Genomic DNA, 14,669 nt, shown 5'->3' with positions numbered 1-14,669 from the left:
GCCGATACCTGACCATGCCGCATGCCGAGGCCGGCATGGTCGTCGGCCTGTTCGGCGGCTCCTTCAATCCGCCGCATGAGGGCCATGTGCTGGTCAGCGACATCGCGCTGCGCAAGCTCGGGCTCGACCAGCTCTGGTGGATGGTGACGCCTGGCAATCCGCTGAAGAACCATTCGAACCTCGCGCCGCTGGCTGAGCGCCTCGCCTGGAGCGAGGCCATTGCCCGCGACCCGCGTGTCAAGGTGACGGCCTTCGAGAAGACGCTGGGCGGCAGCTACACCGCCAAGACGCTGGCCCGCGTCAAGGCGCTCAATCCCAAGGTGCATTTCATCTGGATCATGGGCGCCGACAACCTGAAGACCTTCGACCGTTGGCAGAACTGGCAGGGCATCGCCAACACCTTCCCCATCGCGGTGGTCGACAGGCCCGGCGCAACGCTTTCCTACCTCTCCTCGAAGATGGCGCAGCGCTTCGCCTTCGCCCGTGTCGACGAGGACGATGCCGGCGTGTTGTGGAAGCGCCCCGCGCCCGCCTGGACCTTTCTGCACGGCCCGCGCTCGACGCTCAGTTCGACGGCGCTGCGTGACGCCAAGTCCCCCTCTTGACCTGACCGGCGGCAACCTGTCCGCTGCGGAAAAATCGCCATCCAGACTGGAGACCCCGCCGATGTCGAAGAACGGCATGCCTTCCCATCGCAGGCACCTTGAAACCTGCGGCATCTGCAAGCAGCGCAAGCCGGTGTCGGACATGATCTCCTGCGAGCTGGTGCGCGATTCCATCGCCGGCGAGCTCGACAAGGCAGACCCCGATTGGCGCGAGACCGGCTGGATCTGCCGTGACGACCTGCATGACGTCCGTCGCCGTTCGGTCGAGGAGATGATCCGCCGCGAGCGTGGCGAGCTGACACGGCTCGACCGTGAGGTGATCGACAGCCTGTCGCAACATGTCATGGTCACCGAAAACACCGAGGAGACCTATCGCGAGGCGGTGACGCTCGGCGACCGCATCGCCGATCGCACCGCCAGCTTCGCCGGCTCCTGGACCTTCATCCTCGCCTTTCTCGGCTTCATGATCGTCTGGATGGCCGTGAATGCGCTGCCGATCCTGCGGCAGGATTTCGATCCCTATCCCTTCATCCTGCTCAACCTGCTGCTGTCGATGATCGCCGCCTTCCAGGCACCGTTGATCATGATGAGCCAGCGGCGGCAGGAGGAGAAGGACCGGCTGCGTTCGCAGAACGACTACCAGATCAACCTCAAGGCAGAGCTGGAGATCCGCCACCTGCACGAGAAGCTGGATCGCATCCTGATCGGCCAGTGGGAGCGTCTGTCGGAGATCCAGGAGGCGCAGCTCGAACTGTTCGATGAATTCTCGCGGGATCGTCGCGCGCCATGAGCGGGGCGGGGGCATGGGGGCGCGATTTCGGTGCGGGGGTGGCGATAGCCGGCCTGCTGCTGCCGGAGGCGGTCGCCTATGCCGGGCTTGCCGGGCTTGATACGGCTCAGGGACTGGCGGCGGCGATAGCCGGCTGTTTCGTCTACGGCCTGTTCGGCCGCAGCCGCTTCGCCATCGTCGCGCCGACCTCGTCCTCGGCGGTGATCCTCGCCGCTATCCTGGCCGACCCGGCGCTTTCGGTGGCGGAAAAATCGACGCTGGCGGTGATCGCCACCGGGCTGGTCGGGCTGCTGTTCCTCGGCGCGTCGCTGCTGCGGCTCGGGGCGCTTGCCAGCTTCATCGCCCGGCCGGTGTTGCGCGGCTTCGCCTTCGCCCTGGCGCTCAGCATCATCATCCGGCAATTGCCGCTGCTGACCGGCGTCGCCGTGGCGGGCCGGGATCCCTTTCATATTCTTGGCGAGACGCTGCGACGTGCGGCCGAGTGGAACGGGTCGAGCCTCGCCGTCGGCGTTGCGGCGCTGGCGGCGCTGATCGTGTCGCGGCGCTTTCCACGTCTTCCAGGCGCTGCGCTGGTGCTGGCGGCGGCGATCGTCGCGGCCATGCTGTTCGATCTCGAGGCCCATGGCGTCGCCAGCGTCGGGCGGATGGATTTCGTTTTGCTGCTGCCGGGCCTGCCGGATTTCGCGGCGGCGGACCTGCCGCATGTGGCGCGGCTTTGCCTGCCGTTGGTGCTGATCCTGTTTGCCGAATCCTGGGGCACGGTGCGCTCGCTGTCCCTGCGCCGAGGCGATGCCGTCGATGCCGACCAGGAGTTGCGCGCGCTTGGCCTTGCCAATCTCGCCAGCGCCCTGATGCGCGGCATGCCGGTCGGGGCCGGGTTCTCGGCGGGGTCGGCCAGCGAGGCGGCGGGCGCGCAAAGCCGGTTCGCGGCGCTGTTTGCGGCGATCCTGCTGGCGCTGCTCGTCGGCTTCGGGCTTGAAATCATCGCGCGCCTGCCGGAGCCGGTGCTGGCGGCGGTCGTCATCGCGGCGCTCCTGCATGCGCTCGATCCCACGCCCTTCGTGCAATTGAATCGCGTCGACCGCGACCAGTACCTGGCGATCATCGCCGCCCTCGGCGTTTTTCTCGCCGGTATCCTCAATGGCATGCTGATCGCCATCGCCCTGTCCTTCCTGCTGCTGGTGCATCGCCTCAGTTCCCGTCACGTCATCCTGCTCGGCCGCCTGCGCGGCGGACATGATTTCGTCGACATTGACCGCCATCCAGATGCGGCGCCGGTGGCGGATATCGTCATCCTCAGGCCGGCGCAGCCCCTGTTTTTCGGCAACGCCGATCCGGTGCTGGGCGAGGTGGCGCGCAAGGCGCGGCTGGCCGTCGCGGCGCGCGGAATCGTCGTCAGCCTGGAGGAAACCTTCGATCTCGACAGCACGGCGCTGGATGCGTTGCAGGAATTCGACGCGGCCATGCGCCGCTCCGGCCGCGATGTCGTCTATGCGCGTGTCCATGATCGCGTGCGCGACCTGCTGTCGGCGGCGGGCGCCGTCGACATGGCGGCGCGCGGCGCCTTCAGCGTCGACGATGCCGTCGCCCTTCTGTCGAAGCGGCTTGGCCTCGGCGAAAACTCGGTTTAGGTTTTTTGCGCGATGCGCGCGTGAAGCGAGGGCGGGCATCGTTATCAAGGAGAAAGCAGCCTGACATGAAGACAAGACATGCCGCATTCCTGACCGCCCTGCTTTCGGCGGCGGCCCTCACGCCTGCGATCGCGCAGGAAAAGAAATTCGATACCGGCATGATCCCCAGCGATCATATCCTGCTGCCGGAGGATGGTGCGGCGAAGGCCAACATCTTCCTGATCTCGGATGCCGGCGGCTGGGGCGATGCCGAGCAGCAGGAGGCCGAGGCGCTGGTCGCCAAGGGTGCTGCCGTGGTCGGCATCGATTTCCCCGCCTATATCAAGGCGCTGGCGCAGGACAAGGGCGATTGCGTCTACATGATTTCCGATGTCGAGGCGCTGGCCCAGCAGATCCAGCGCGCCTCCGGCACCAGCGCTTATGCGCCGCCGATCGTCGCCGGCATCGGCGAGGGCGGGGCGCTGGCGCTCGCCATGATTTCCCAGAGCCCGGCGGCGACGCTTGGCGAGGCGGTCGCCGTCGATCCGCAGGCCGGCATTCCGCTGCAGAAGGTGCTCTGCACGCCCGCCGACAAGCAGACGGCGAACGGGCGCACCGTCTACGGCTTTACCGACGGCCCGCTGCCGGCGACCGTCACCATCGCGCTGACGAAGGATGCGCCCAAGGACGGCCGCGAGCATGCGGCGGCTCTGGAAAAAGCGCATAACGACGTCGACCTGACCGACGAGGAGGGCGCCGCCGCTTCCGTCCTGGCGCAGATGCTGGCGGACCGCGTCGATGCCGCCGGCAATACCGACCAGCCGCTCGGCCTGCCGATCAGCATTCTCGAGGCCAAGCCGAAATACGACACCATGGCGGTGATCTATTCCGGCGACGGCGGCTGGCGCGATCTCGACAAGGAAGTCGCCTCGGTCTTGCAAGGGCAAGGGATTCCCGTGGTCGGGGTCGATTCGCTGCGCTACTTCTGGTCGGAGCGCAAGCCGCAGGAGACCGCAGACGACCTGTCGCGAATCATGGATGCCTACCGGCGCGAATGGAACGTCAAGCACGTGCTGCTGATCGGCTATTCCTTCGGCGCCGACGTCTTGCCCGCCACCTACAATCTCCTCTCCGACAAGGACAAGGCGCGCGTGCCGCAGATCACCCTGATGGCGCTGTCGCGGCAGGTGGATTACGTCATTTCCGTCGAGGGCTGGCTGGGTGTCGACGGCGAAGGCAAGGGCGGCGATCCTGTCAAGGACATCGGCAAGATCGACCCGAAGCTGGTGCAATGCATCTACGGCACGGACGAGGACGACGATCCCTGCCCGACGCTGAAGGACAAGGGCGTCGAATCGGTCGCGATCGAGGGCGGGCATCATTTCGACGAGGATTACGAGGCGCTGGCGGCGAAGATCACCACGGCGCTGAAGACGCGGCTGGCGATTCCCTGAGGGATACGCCGCTCACCAGCGGCGGCGGAAGACCTGGACCAGCGCCGCCGCGAGGCCGATGGCCATCGCATACCAGGTGACCGCATACATCAGATGGCTGTTCGGCAGGGCGACCCGCGTCAGCCCGCCGACCGGCCAGCCGCCGGAATTGGGCGTGGCGTCGGCATCGACGAAATAGGGGGCGACATCGGCGAGCCCGCGCGCGGCGGCAATCGCCCTGGTGTCGCGCGAATACCAGCGGTTTTCGTCGGGGCGGTTGGCTTGCAGCAGCGTGCCGCCCGGCTCGTCCATGCGCATCAGGCCGGTGACGGTGACGGGGCCTTGCGGCTGCCCGGCGGCGCGGCTTTCCGGATCGCGTTTCTCGCCCGGCACGAAGCCGCGATTGACGAGGATCGTGGTGCCGTCGGCCTGCGCCAGCGGCGTGACCACCCAGGCGCCGGGACCGAGTTCGGTCGAGGCATAGACCAGCGTTTCCCTGGAATTGTCGAAAACGCCTTCGAGGCGCAGGCGGCGGTATTCGTCGTCGCGGGGGTTGATGCCGGGCCATTGCGCCTTTGCCGGCGGGGCTGCGGGCTCGGCATGGATGCGGGCGTCGATGCGGGCGATCAGGTCGCGTTTCCAGAAGAGACGCTGCACCTGCCAGGTGCCGAGCGCGGCCAGCGCAAAGACGGTGAAGACGGCGAGCGCGGCAAGGATCAGGCGGGTCCGGCGGGGACGGGCCGGTGCGGCGCTCGGTTCGGACATCGGTCTCAGTTTCGTCTGGACGGAAAAGGGCGGGCCTCGGCGGTCCGCCCGGGGATCAGGGCATGTTGCGCATCATGTCGGGGCTCATCGGCATCATGTTGGCATTGAGGTGATGCATGACCCAGAGCGAGCCGGACAGGGCGATGACGACGATGATGATGGTGAAGATCAACGCCAGCATCGTCCATCCGCCTTCGGAGCGGCTGTTCATGTGCAGAAAATAGATCATGTGGACGACGATCTGCACAGCGCCGATCGCCATCACCAGCGCGGCGGTGACGATGCGGTTTTCGATGACGCCGGACATGACCAGCCAGAAGGGAATGGCGGTGAGGATGACCGACAGGACGAAGCCGGTCATGTAGTCCCTGAAGCTGCCGTGTCCGGCCGTGTGGCCATGACCGTGGTCGTGATGCGCATCCTGGTGCGCGGGTGCGTTCGAGCTCATCCGAGGACTCCCATCAGGTAGACGAAGGAAAAGACGCCGATCCAGATGACGTCGAGGAAGTGCCAGAACATGCTGAGGCACATCAGGCGACGGCGATTTTCGGGGATCAGCCCGTGCATGGAGACCTGCACCATCAGCGTCACCAGCCAGATGATGCCGAAGGTGACGTGGAGGCCATGGGTGCCGACCAGCGTGAAGAAGGCCGAGAGAAAAGCGCTGCGGGTGGGACCGGCGCCCTCATGGATCAGGTGGTTGAACTCGTAGAGTTCGAGCCCGAGGAAGGCGGCGCCGAACAGGCCGGTGACCGCCAGCCAGAACAGCGTCTCGGCCTTGGCGCCGCGCTCCATCTGCAGCATGGCGAAACCGTAAGTGATCGACGAGAACAGCAGCATGGCGGTGTTGACCGCCACCAGCGGCAGGTCGAACAGGTCGGCCGGCGAGGGGCCGGCCGCATAATTGCGGCCGACGACGGCGTAAGTTGCGAACAAGGTTGCGAAGATCAGGCAGTCGCTCATCAGGTAGAGCCAGAAGCCGAGGCTGGTGCTGCTCTCGGGATGATGGTCTTCGGTGAGATAGAACTGCGGCGCTTCGTCGCCGATGGTCTGGACGGTCGGTTCGCTCATCATTGCGCTCCCTGCTGGGCGGCGAGGCGCGCGGTGCGGCTGTCCTCGGTCGCGGCGACGACATCGGCGGGAATGTAGAAGTCGCGCTTGTAGTTGAAGGTATGGGCGATCGAGACGACGATGATGCCGACGAAGGCAAGCGCGACCAGCCACCACATGTACCAGATCAGGCCGAAGGCAAGGCCGATGCTGAGCACGCTGAGGATAAAGCCGGTGCCGGTGTTCTTCGGCATGTGGATGGGGCGGAAGCCTTCGAGCGGGCGCACATGGCCGCGCTTCTTCATGTCGTACCAGCTGTCATTGTCGTGGACGACGGGCGTGAAGGCGAAGTTGTAGTCCGGCGGCGGCGAGGAGGTCGCCCATTCCAGCGTGCGCCCGTCCCAGGGATCGCCGGTATCGTCGCGCAATGCCTCGCGATTGCGGAAGCTGACGAAAAGCTGCACCAGGAAGGAGCCGATGCCGAGCGCGATCAGGAAGGCGCCGAAGGCGGCGATGATGAACCAGATCTGCAGCGAGGGATCCTCGAACTGGCTGAGGCGGCGGGTGACGCCCATCAGGCCGAGCACGTAGAGCGGCCCGAAGGCGAACCAGAAGCCGATCTGCCAGAACCAGAAGGACAGCTTGCCCCAGAACGGATCCAGCTTGAAGCCGAAGGCCTTGGGGAACCAGTAGTTGATGCCGGCGAACAGGCCGAACAGCACGCCGCCGATAATGACATTGTGGAAGTGGGCGATCAGGAACAGCGAGTTGTGCAGCACGAAGTCGGCCGGCGGCACCGCGAGCATGACGCCGGTCATGCCGCCGATGACGAAGGTGAACATGAAGCCCACCGTCCACAGCATCGGCACCTCGTAGCGGATGCGGCCGCGGAACATGGTGAACAGCCAGTTGAAGATCTTCGCTCCCGTGGGAATCGAGATCACCATGGTGGTGATGCCGAAGAAGGCGTTGACGCTGGCGCCCGAACCCATGGTGAAGAAGTGGTGCAGCCAGACGATATAGGAGAGAATCATGATCACGCAGGTGGCGTAGACCATCGAGGCATAGCCGAACAGGCGCTTGCCGCAGAAGGTGGCGACGACCTCGGAGAAGATGCCGAAGGCAGGCAGCACCAGGATGTAGACCTCCGGGTGGCCCCAGATCCAGATGAGGTTGATATACATCATCGGATTGCCGCCGAGGTCGTTGGTGAAGAAATGCGTGCCGACGTAGCGGTCGAGCGACAAAAGCGCCAGGACACCGGTCAGGATCGGGAAGGTGGCGACGATCAGCACGTTGGTGCAGAACGAGGTCCAGGTGAAGACCGGCATCTTCATCATCGTCATGCCGGGCGCGCGCATCTTCAGGATAGTGGCGATCAGGTTGATGCCTGACAAAGTCGTGCCGACGCCGGCCACCTGCAGGCCCCAGATGTAATAATCCACCCCGACGCCCGGACTGTAGTCGGCCCCCGACAGCGGCGGATAGGCCAGCCAGCCGGTGCGGGCGAATTCGCCGATGAACAGCGAGATCATCACCACGATGGCGCCGGCGGTGGTCATCCAGAAGGAGAAGTTGTTGAGGAAGGGAAAGGAAACGTCGCGGGCGCCGATCTGCAGCGGCACGACGAAGTTCATCAGGCCGGTAACCAGCGGCATGGCCACGAAGAAGATCATGATGACGCCGTGGGCGGTGAAGATCTGGTCGTAGTGGTGCGGCGGCAGGTAGCCTTCGGAGCCGCCAAAGGCGATGGCCTGCTGGATGCGCATCAGGATGGCGTCGGAGAAGCCGCGCAGCAGCATGATCAGCGCCAGGATTACATACATGATGCCGATCTTCTTGTGGTCGACGCTGGTGATCCATTCGCGCCAGAGATAGCCCCAGACCTTGAAATAGGTCAGCGCGGCAAGCAGCGCGAGGCCGCCGACGGCGACCGCGAGGAAGGTCACCACCAGGATCGGCTCGTGATAGGGGATCGCCTCCAGCGTCAACCGGCCGAAGATGAACTTCACGAGGTCAGGATTGGAAAACATCGGGTCAACCTGTTCATTGATGTCGTCTCGACGCGTGCCGCGCCACGAAGTCTGCGGTCATTCGGCATTGAGCTGGGCCGGGGCCGGATCGCCGCCATGATCCATGCCGGGCATCGAATGGCCCTCGTGCCCGCCGGACTGGGTGCCGGTGCCCTCCGGCTTCTCGTCGCTGAAGGCAGGCTGGCCGGTCGCCGGGAAGGTGGCGGCGGGGGCTTTCTCGCCCTGCTCGGCATGGCGGTTGTCGTATTGCAGCCTCTCGCGGTTTTCGGCGCTTTCCTTGCCTGCGCCGCCCTTCATGTCGATATGCATCATCTCGTTCATGCACATCTTGCCGGGCTGGGCGCAGAGATTGAGGATAGCGTCGAAGAGGCCGTTCTCGACGCTGGCATAGTAGCGCACCGGCTCGCGTTCGCTCGGTTTTTCGAGCTTGAGGTAGGTGTCGCGATTGAGCGCGGTGCCTTGCGATTTGGCGCGGGCCACCCAGTCGTCGAAACCCTTGGCGTCGAACCCGTGGAACTTGAAGCGCATATGGGTAAAGCCTTCGCCGCTGTAATTGGCGGAGAAGCCGTCGAATTCGCCGGGCTGGTTGATGACGGCGTGCAGCTTGGTCTGCATGCCGGGCATGGCGTAGATCTGGCCGGCGAGCGCGGGAATGTAGAAGGAGTTCATCACCGAGGAGGCGGTGATCTTGAAATCGATCGGCCTGTCGACGGGGGCGGCCATCTCGTTGACGGTGGCGATGCCGAACTCGGGATAGACGAACAGCCATTTCCAGTCGAGCGCCACGACCTCCACCGTCAGCGGCTTGACGCCGGCGGGGACGGGGCGCTCGGCATCGATGCGGTCGAGCGGCCGGTAGGGATCGAGCTTGTGGGTGCTGATCCAGGTAACGGCGCCGAGCGCGATGATGATGACCAGCGGCGCCGACCAGATGACCACTTCCAGCGCCGTGGAATGGTGCCAGTCGGGATCGTAATGCGCCTCGGTGTTCGTATGGCGGTAATGCCAGGCGAACAGCATGATCAGCGCCATGACCGGCACGATGATCAGCAGCATCAGGACGACCGAGACCAGGATCAGGTCCCGCTGTTGCGCGGCGATGTCGCCGGAGGGCGCCATCACCACCAGATTGCAGCCGGCCAGCATCAGCAGCGGCAGGAGGAGGGCAAAGCGGTAAATCTTCGACAGGCTTCTCACGGGTCCAAGCTCTTCTTCAATCGGTCAGACCGCGACTAATGCATCGTCGCGGCGAGGGATATGAGGTCTTTGGTCGCAGTGCAGCATCGCTGTCGCAATGCGAAATCGTCTCTCGGAACGCTTGGATCCGGAGTTCTGGCCGCGCCGCGCCCGGGTTCGCGGCTTGACGAAAGCCAATATATCGGGAATCGCGCAGATCGCCAGAGAGACACGCCATAATCGGGCAAATTGCCGCGCGCATGAATTTGATGAACTATTTGACGCAAGCGGGCTTGATATGCTTTCCGCTTTGTTGAACCATCGTGGCTGCGATGCTTTGACGCTGGCATTGCTGAATGAGGAGGCGTTTGTCGATATGACCGCTGCAACGAATCTGAGGCCGACGTCGTCCGCTCTCGAACGCGACGCCCGCCGCATGCATGCCGGAGAGCATGTCTCGCCGGGCAATATCGCGCTCGGCGTCATCATCGGGCGCATGTCGGAATTCTTCGACTTCTTCGTCTACGGACTCGCCTCGGTGCTGGTCTTCCCGCAGGTGATGTTTCCCTTCGCGCCGGACCGGCTGACGGCGACGCTCTATTCCTTCGCGATCTTTTCGCTGGCCTTCATCGCCCGTCCGATCGGCTCGGTGGTGTTCATGGAGATCGACCGCCGCCACGGACGCGGCACCAAGCTGACGATCGCGCTGTTCGTTCTCGGCGGCTCGACGGCTGCGATCAGCTTCCTGCCCGGTTACGAGACGCTCGGCATGTGGTCGGTGGCGCTGCTGGCGCTGTTCCGGCTTGGCCAGGGTTTCGCGCTGGGCGGCGCCTGGGACGGGCTCGCCTCGCTGCTGGCCCTCAATGCGCCGCACAAACGCCGCGGCTGGTATGCAATGATCCCGCAACTCGGCGCGCCGATCGGCTTCGCGCTGGCCAGCATCCTGTTCGCCTATCTGGTCGCCAGCCTGTCGAGCGAGGATTTCTTGAGCTGGGGCTGGCGCTATCCCTTCTTCGTCGCCTTTGCCATCAACGTCGTGGCGCTCTTTGCCCGGTTGCGCCTGGTCATGACCCAGGAATTCGGCACGCTGCTCGAGCAGCACGAGCTCGAGGCGCGCTCGGTCGTCGATGTCGTCAGTGTCCATGGCCGCGATATCCTGATCGGCGCCTTCGTGCCGCTCGCCAGCTTCGCCATGTTCCATCTGGTCACCATCTTCCCGCTGGGGTGGATGACCCTGTTCGGCAACCAGTCGACCAGCACCTTCCTTTTGGTGCAGGTCGCAGGTGCTGCGGTCGGCATCGCCGCCATCGTCGTCTCCGGGCCGATCGCCGACATGATCGGTCGCCGGGCGCAACTTTTCGTTTCGGCGATCCTAATCGCGGCGTTCAGCTTCCTGGCGCCGTGGCTGATCGGCTCCGGCAATGGCGGGCAGGACGCCTTCGTCATCATGGGCTTCGGCGTGCTCGGCCTGTCCTTCGGCCAGGCGGCCGGCTCGGTCTCCTCGCGCTTCAGCCTCGGCTATCGCTATAGCGGCGCGGCGCTGACCTCGGATTTGTCCTGGCTGATCGGCGCCGGCTTCGCGCCGCTGGTGGCGCTGACGCTGTCCAGCAAATTCGGCCTGCCCTTCGTCGGCTATTATCTGCTGTCGGGTGCGATCTGCACCATCCTGGCGCTGTTCGTCAGCGAACGCCTGCCGGTACGGCGCAAGGACAATTGATCCGGTCAATCAGCGATCAATAACAAGGGAGCCTCCGGGCTCCCTTTTTGTTTCCGCCGCTGTGCGGCATCCATTGGCTGCGTCAATCTGGCCTATCGACGCCGATTTGCGGAATTCCTATTTGATTGACTGCAATCATTCATGTAATTGTATGCATGATACGCCGTCAATGACAGGAGAAACCGTCATGGAAAGCCAGTGGCCCCCTCTACCCCCGATGCAGACCGGCATCCGTGGACGCTGCCCGCGCTGTGGTCAGGGCCATATCTTCAAGGGTTTCCTGTCGATGCGGCCGTCCTGCGAGGTCTGCGGGCTGGATTACGGTTTCGCCGATCCGGCCGATGGCCCGGCCTTCTTCGTCATCTGCTTCGCCTGCGTGCCTTCGGTGCTGCTCGGGGTCTGGCTTGAAGTGGCGTTCTCGGCGCCGCTCTGGGCGCATTTGGTCATCACCCTGCCGTTCATGCTTGCGACCTGTATTCCGCCGCTGCGGCCATTGAAGGGATGGCTGGTGGCCAGCCAGTATTTCTACAAGGCCGAAGAGGGCAAGCTGGCGCGCTGAAAATCCGCCTGAGGGGAATCGATTTTCGCGCCGAATTTGTATAGGTTGCGAACATTTGGAGGAACCATTCATGGCAAATGTCCGCGCCCTCGTTCTCGAACGTCAAAACGAACTTTCCCTTCGCGATATCGACCTGCCGCTCGACACCGGTCCGGGCCAGGTGAAGATCAAGATCCACACCGTCGGCGTCTGCGGTTCTGACGTGCATTATTATACGCATGGCAGGATCGGCCCGTTTGTCGTCGAGGCGCCGATGGTGCTCGGCCATGAGGCGGCCGGCACGGTGGTCGAGGTCGGCGAAGGCGTCACGCATCTCAAGGTCGGCGACCGCGTCTGCATGGAGCCCGGCATTCCCGATCCGAACTCCAAGGCGAGCCGGCTGGGCATGTACAATGTCGATCCGGCCGTGACCTTCTGGGCGACGCCGCCGATCCATGGCGTGCTGACGGCGCATGTGGTGCATCCGGCCAATTACACCTTCAAGCTGCCCGACAATGTCAGCTTTGCCGAGGGCGCGATGGTCGAGCCCTTCGCGGTGGGCATGCAGGCGGCGACCAAGGCGAAGATCACACCCGGCGACACCGCTGTGGTGCTCGGCGCCGGGCCGATCGGCACCATGGTGGCGATTGCAGCACTCGCCGGCGGCTGCGCACGCGTCGTCATCGCCGATCTCGCCCAGCCGAAGCTGGACATCGCCGCGCGCTACCAGGGCGTGATCCCCGTCAACATCCGCGAGAAGAACCTTGCCGGGGAAATCTCCCGCCTGACCGACGGCTGGGGCGCCGACGTCGTCTTCGAATGCTCCGGCGCGCCGAAGGCCTGGGAAACAATCATGGAACTGCCGCGTCCGGGCGGCGTCATCGTCGTGGTCGGCATGCCGGTGCAGCCGATCGCCTTCGATGTCTCGACCATGTCGACCAAGGAATTGCGCGTCGAATCGGTCTTTCGCTATGCCCATCAATACGAGCGGGCGATCGCGCTCATCGGCTCGGGCCGCGTCGATCTCAAGCCGCTGATTTCGGAAACCTTCTCCTTCGAGGAGTCGATCAAGGCTTTCGAGCGGGCGGTGGAAGGCCGGCCCGACGACGTCAAGCTGCAGATCGTGCTCGACTGAAAAGGCCATTGTCCCATTTCGATATCGATCTCCCCGCGGCAACGACCGTCTTGCCGCGGGCCATTTTGCATTTCTTAAGACGCCCGGTCTACGGTGGCAGTGCAGCATGGCTCGCATCGAGCCGCCGACGAGCCGGGACGACCGATGGAAGCCGCCGATAATTTCGCCTTTCTGCTGCCTTTCATTCTCCTGACCTTCGGGAGCGCCTTCCTGTTGGTGGCGCGCTACGAGCGAAGGCCGGCGCTTTCCTGGGGCATCGGCTACGGGCTGGCGGCGGCGGCCTTCGCCGGTCCGTCTCTGCGCTTTTGGCTGCCGATCCCGGCGGTGGCGCTGATCTGCGATGCGCTGTTCATCGGCGCCTTCTATTTCTATGGCCAGGCGATGCTGGAGCATTTCCGGCGCCCGACTTACCGGCTGCTGCGCGGCGGGCTGGCGCTGGCCGGGCTTGCCGCCGCCGTCTATGCCGATCTCGTCGCTGGCGATCTCGAACTCGAACTGCTGTTCAACGATTTCGTCACCGTGCTGCTGCTGTTCGTGCCGCTGGTGCTCAGCGTCCGCCATCCACGCCGTTGGCTGGATGTCGTGTTGCTGGGGCTGGCGGGCATGGTGATCCTCGAAACCGTGCTACGCAACATCTTCCTGCTCCTGGCGCGGGTGCCGGCGGACATGGCGGACTTTGCGACATCCGACTATGCGGCGATCATGCAGACAACGGCGAGCGCCATAAGCCTGCTGCTGGCGCTGACGGCGCTCGCCACCGTTGCGCTCGACGTGCTGGCGCGCTATCGCCATGCGGCGGAGCGCGATGCGCTGACCGGCATGCTCAACCGGCGCGGCTTCGAGCAGGCGCTGGCCGACCGAAGCGGGCGGGGCGGATTTTCCGGCGCGGTCATCGTTTGCGATATCGACCGTTTCAAGCAGATCAACGATGCTTTCGGCCATCCGCAGGGCGACAAGGTGCTGGTCGCCATCGCCGCTATCCTGACCCGTTATTTGCCGGCGCAGGCGCTGGCGGCGCGTTTCGGCGGCGAGGAATTCGTCATCTGCCTGCCGGGCTATGCGCTGACGGAGGCGGGCGTGCTCGCCGACATGCTGCGGCTGGCCGTCGCCTCGCATGGCTGGCCGGCGATCGGCATCGACCGGCAGGTAACGGCGAGCTTCGGCTGTGCAGTCGCCGAACCCGGCGACCGCAGCGTCCATGACGCGATCGTCCGCGCCGACGCCAATCTCTATGCGGCCAAGACCGAAGGGCGCAACCGGGTGGTGTCGCTGGTCGGCGCCGAGCGGGGGGCCGGTGCGGCCGGCAAGGGCGTCAGCTTTTCGCCGGTTCGTTCATGCTCCAGATGACGCCGAACGGATCGCGCACCTGCCCGAAGCGGTCGCCCCAGAACATCTTTTCGACCGGCATCAGCGGCTCGGCGCCCGCCTCGACGGCGCGCTCCCACCAGGCGTCGATATCGTCGACGATGACGTTCAGCGCGAAGGATTGCGGAGCGGTGAGCGGATGGCCGTATTCGGGAAAGGCGTCGCTCAGCATGATCGAGCTGCCGTTGACGTAGAGATGCACATGCATGGTGCGTCCCTTGTCGTCGTCCGGATAGGCGTAGACCAGCTCGGCGCCGAAGGCCTTCCGGTAGAATTCCGCCGCCTTGCGGGCGCCGTCGACGGTGAGGTAAGGCACGACGCCGCCGAGCACCTTGGGGTTCGGATAGGGCGCGGTTTTCGGATCGGTGGTCTCGGTCATGTTCGTCTCCTGGTGTCCAGGGGCGGCAATCCTCGCCGTCCTGATCACTTGAAGACGTCCCGGTGGCCGCGTT

General features: G+C 64.7%; 14 protein-coding genes. 8 read left to right on the top strand and 6 right to left on the bottom strand.

Annotated features, from left to right (window positions below; all coding sequences use genetic code 11):
- Positions 1-14: 14 nt before the first annotated feature.
- From P7F60_RS14090 to P7F60_RS14075, 4 genes are all read left to right on the top strand, one after another.
- On the top strand, positions 15-605 hold the full coding sequence (locus tag P7F60_RS14090) for a nicotinate-nucleotide adenylyltransferase (protein WP_277918527.1): 591 nt from the start codon (positions 15-17) through the stop codon (positions 603-605).
- A 61-nt stretch (positions 606-666) separates the two neighbouring features.
- Positions 667-1,395, top strand: coding sequence for a DUF1003 domain-containing protein (locus P7F60_RS14085; protein ID WP_277918364.1), 729 nt, complete (start codon positions 667-669; stop codon positions 1,393-1,395).
- Positions 1,392-3,026 (top strand): SulP family inorganic anion transporter, encoded by a 1,635-nt coding sequence (locus tag P7F60_RS14080; RefSeq protein ID WP_277918363.1) that lies wholly within the window; start codon positions 1,392-1,394, stop codon positions 3,024-3,026. The genes P7F60_RS14085 and P7F60_RS14080 overlap by 4 nt, the downstream gene beginning before the upstream one ends.
- Positions 3,027-3,091: 65 nt before the next feature.
- Positions 3,092-4,459: an AcvB/VirJ family lysyl-phosphatidylglycerol hydrolase gene (locus P7F60_RS14075; protein ID WP_277918362.1), complete on the top strand. Its 1,368-nt coding sequence runs from the start codon at positions 3,092-3,094 to the stop codon at positions 4,457-4,459.
- A gap of 12 nt (positions 4,460-4,471) precedes the next feature.
- On the opposite strand, the gene P7F60_RS14070 is transcribed toward P7F60_RS14075, so the two are convergent.
- The 5 genes from P7F60_RS14070 to cyoA are packed head-to-tail and all read right to left on the bottom strand — an operon-like array spanning position 4,472 to position 9,474.
- A complete protein-coding gene (locus P7F60_RS14070; RefSeq protein ID WP_277918361.1) occupies positions 4,472-5,203 on the bottom strand; it encodes an SURF1 family protein in 732 nt (243 codons plus the stop codon).
- Between the two features lie 55 nt (positions 5,204-5,258).
- Complete coding sequence (cyoD, locus tag P7F60_RS14065; RefSeq protein ID WP_277918360.1) at positions 5,259-5,651, bottom strand: cytochrome o ubiquinol oxidase subunit IV; 393 nt, start codon at positions 5,649-5,651, stop codon at positions 5,259-5,261.
- Positions 5,648-6,274 carry a cytochrome o ubiquinol oxidase subunit III gene (cyoC, locus tag P7F60_RS14060; protein WP_277918359.1) on the bottom strand — a complete coding sequence of 209 codons (627 nt, stop codon included), beginning with the start codon at positions 6,272-6,274 and terminating at the stop codon, positions 5,648-5,650. The genes cyoD and cyoC overlap by 4 nt, the downstream gene beginning before the upstream one ends.
- On the bottom strand, positions 6,274-8,286 hold the full coding sequence (gene cyoB, locus P7F60_RS14055; RefSeq protein WP_277918358.1) for a cytochrome o ubiquinol oxidase subunit I: 2,013 nt from the start codon (positions 8,284-8,286) through the stop codon (positions 6,274-6,276). Before cyoB ends, cyoC begins: the two co-directional genes overlap by 1 nt.
- Before the next feature lie 57 nt (positions 8,287-8,343).
- Positions 8,344-9,474, bottom strand: a complete 1,131-nt coding sequence (cyoA, locus tag P7F60_RS14050; RefSeq protein WP_277918526.1) for a ubiquinol oxidase subunit II — start codon at positions 9,472-9,474, stop codon at positions 8,344-8,346.
- 364 nt (positions 9,475-9,838) lie between these two features.
- Here cyoA and P7F60_RS14045 point away from each other — a divergent pair, with 364 nt between their 5' ends.
- From P7F60_RS14045 to P7F60_RS14030, 4 genes are all read left to right on the top strand, one after another.
- Entirely contained in the window at positions 9,839-11,179 is a 1,341-nt protein-coding gene (locus P7F60_RS14045; RefSeq protein ID WP_277918357.1) for an MFS transporter, read from the top strand.
- A 187-nt stretch (positions 11,180-11,366) separates the two neighbouring features.
- Positions 11,367-11,738: a DUF983 domain-containing protein gene (locus tag P7F60_RS14040; protein ID WP_277918356.1), complete on the top strand. Its 372-nt coding sequence runs from the start codon at positions 11,367-11,369 to the stop codon at positions 11,736-11,738.
- A gap of 70 nt (positions 11,739-11,808) precedes the next feature.
- A complete protein-coding gene (locus tag P7F60_RS14035) occupies positions 11,809-12,852 on the top strand; it encodes an NAD(P)-dependent alcohol dehydrogenase (protein ID WP_277918355.1) in 1,044 nt (347 codons plus the stop codon).
- Positions 12,853-12,996: 144 nt separating this feature from the next.
- The gene (locus P7F60_RS14030) at positions 12,997-14,199 is read left to right on the top strand and encodes a GGDEF domain-containing protein (protein ID WP_277918354.1); all 1,203 of its coding nucleotides are present in this window, start codon (positions 12,997-12,999) and stop codon (positions 14,197-14,199) included.
- On the opposite strand, the gene P7F60_RS14025 is transcribed toward P7F60_RS14030, so the two are convergent.
- Positions 14,165-14,596: a glyoxalase/bleomycin resistance/extradiol dioxygenase family protein gene (locus tag P7F60_RS14025; protein WP_277918353.1), complete on the bottom strand. Its 432-nt coding sequence runs from the start codon at positions 14,594-14,596 to the stop codon at positions 14,165-14,167. The two genes, P7F60_RS14030 and P7F60_RS14025, sit on opposite strands and share 35 nt — an antisense overlap.
- Between the last annotated feature and the right edge of the window lie 73 nt (positions 14,597-14,669).

It is taken from the genome of Rhizobium sp. YJ-22 (genome assembly GCF_029601685.1).
GTDB lineage: Bacteria > Pseudomonadota > Alphaproteobacteria > Rhizobiales > Rhizobiaceae > Metarhizobium.
Note: the sequence above shows the minus strand (reverse complement) of the source record. Positions and strands in the feature narration are given on the sequence as shown.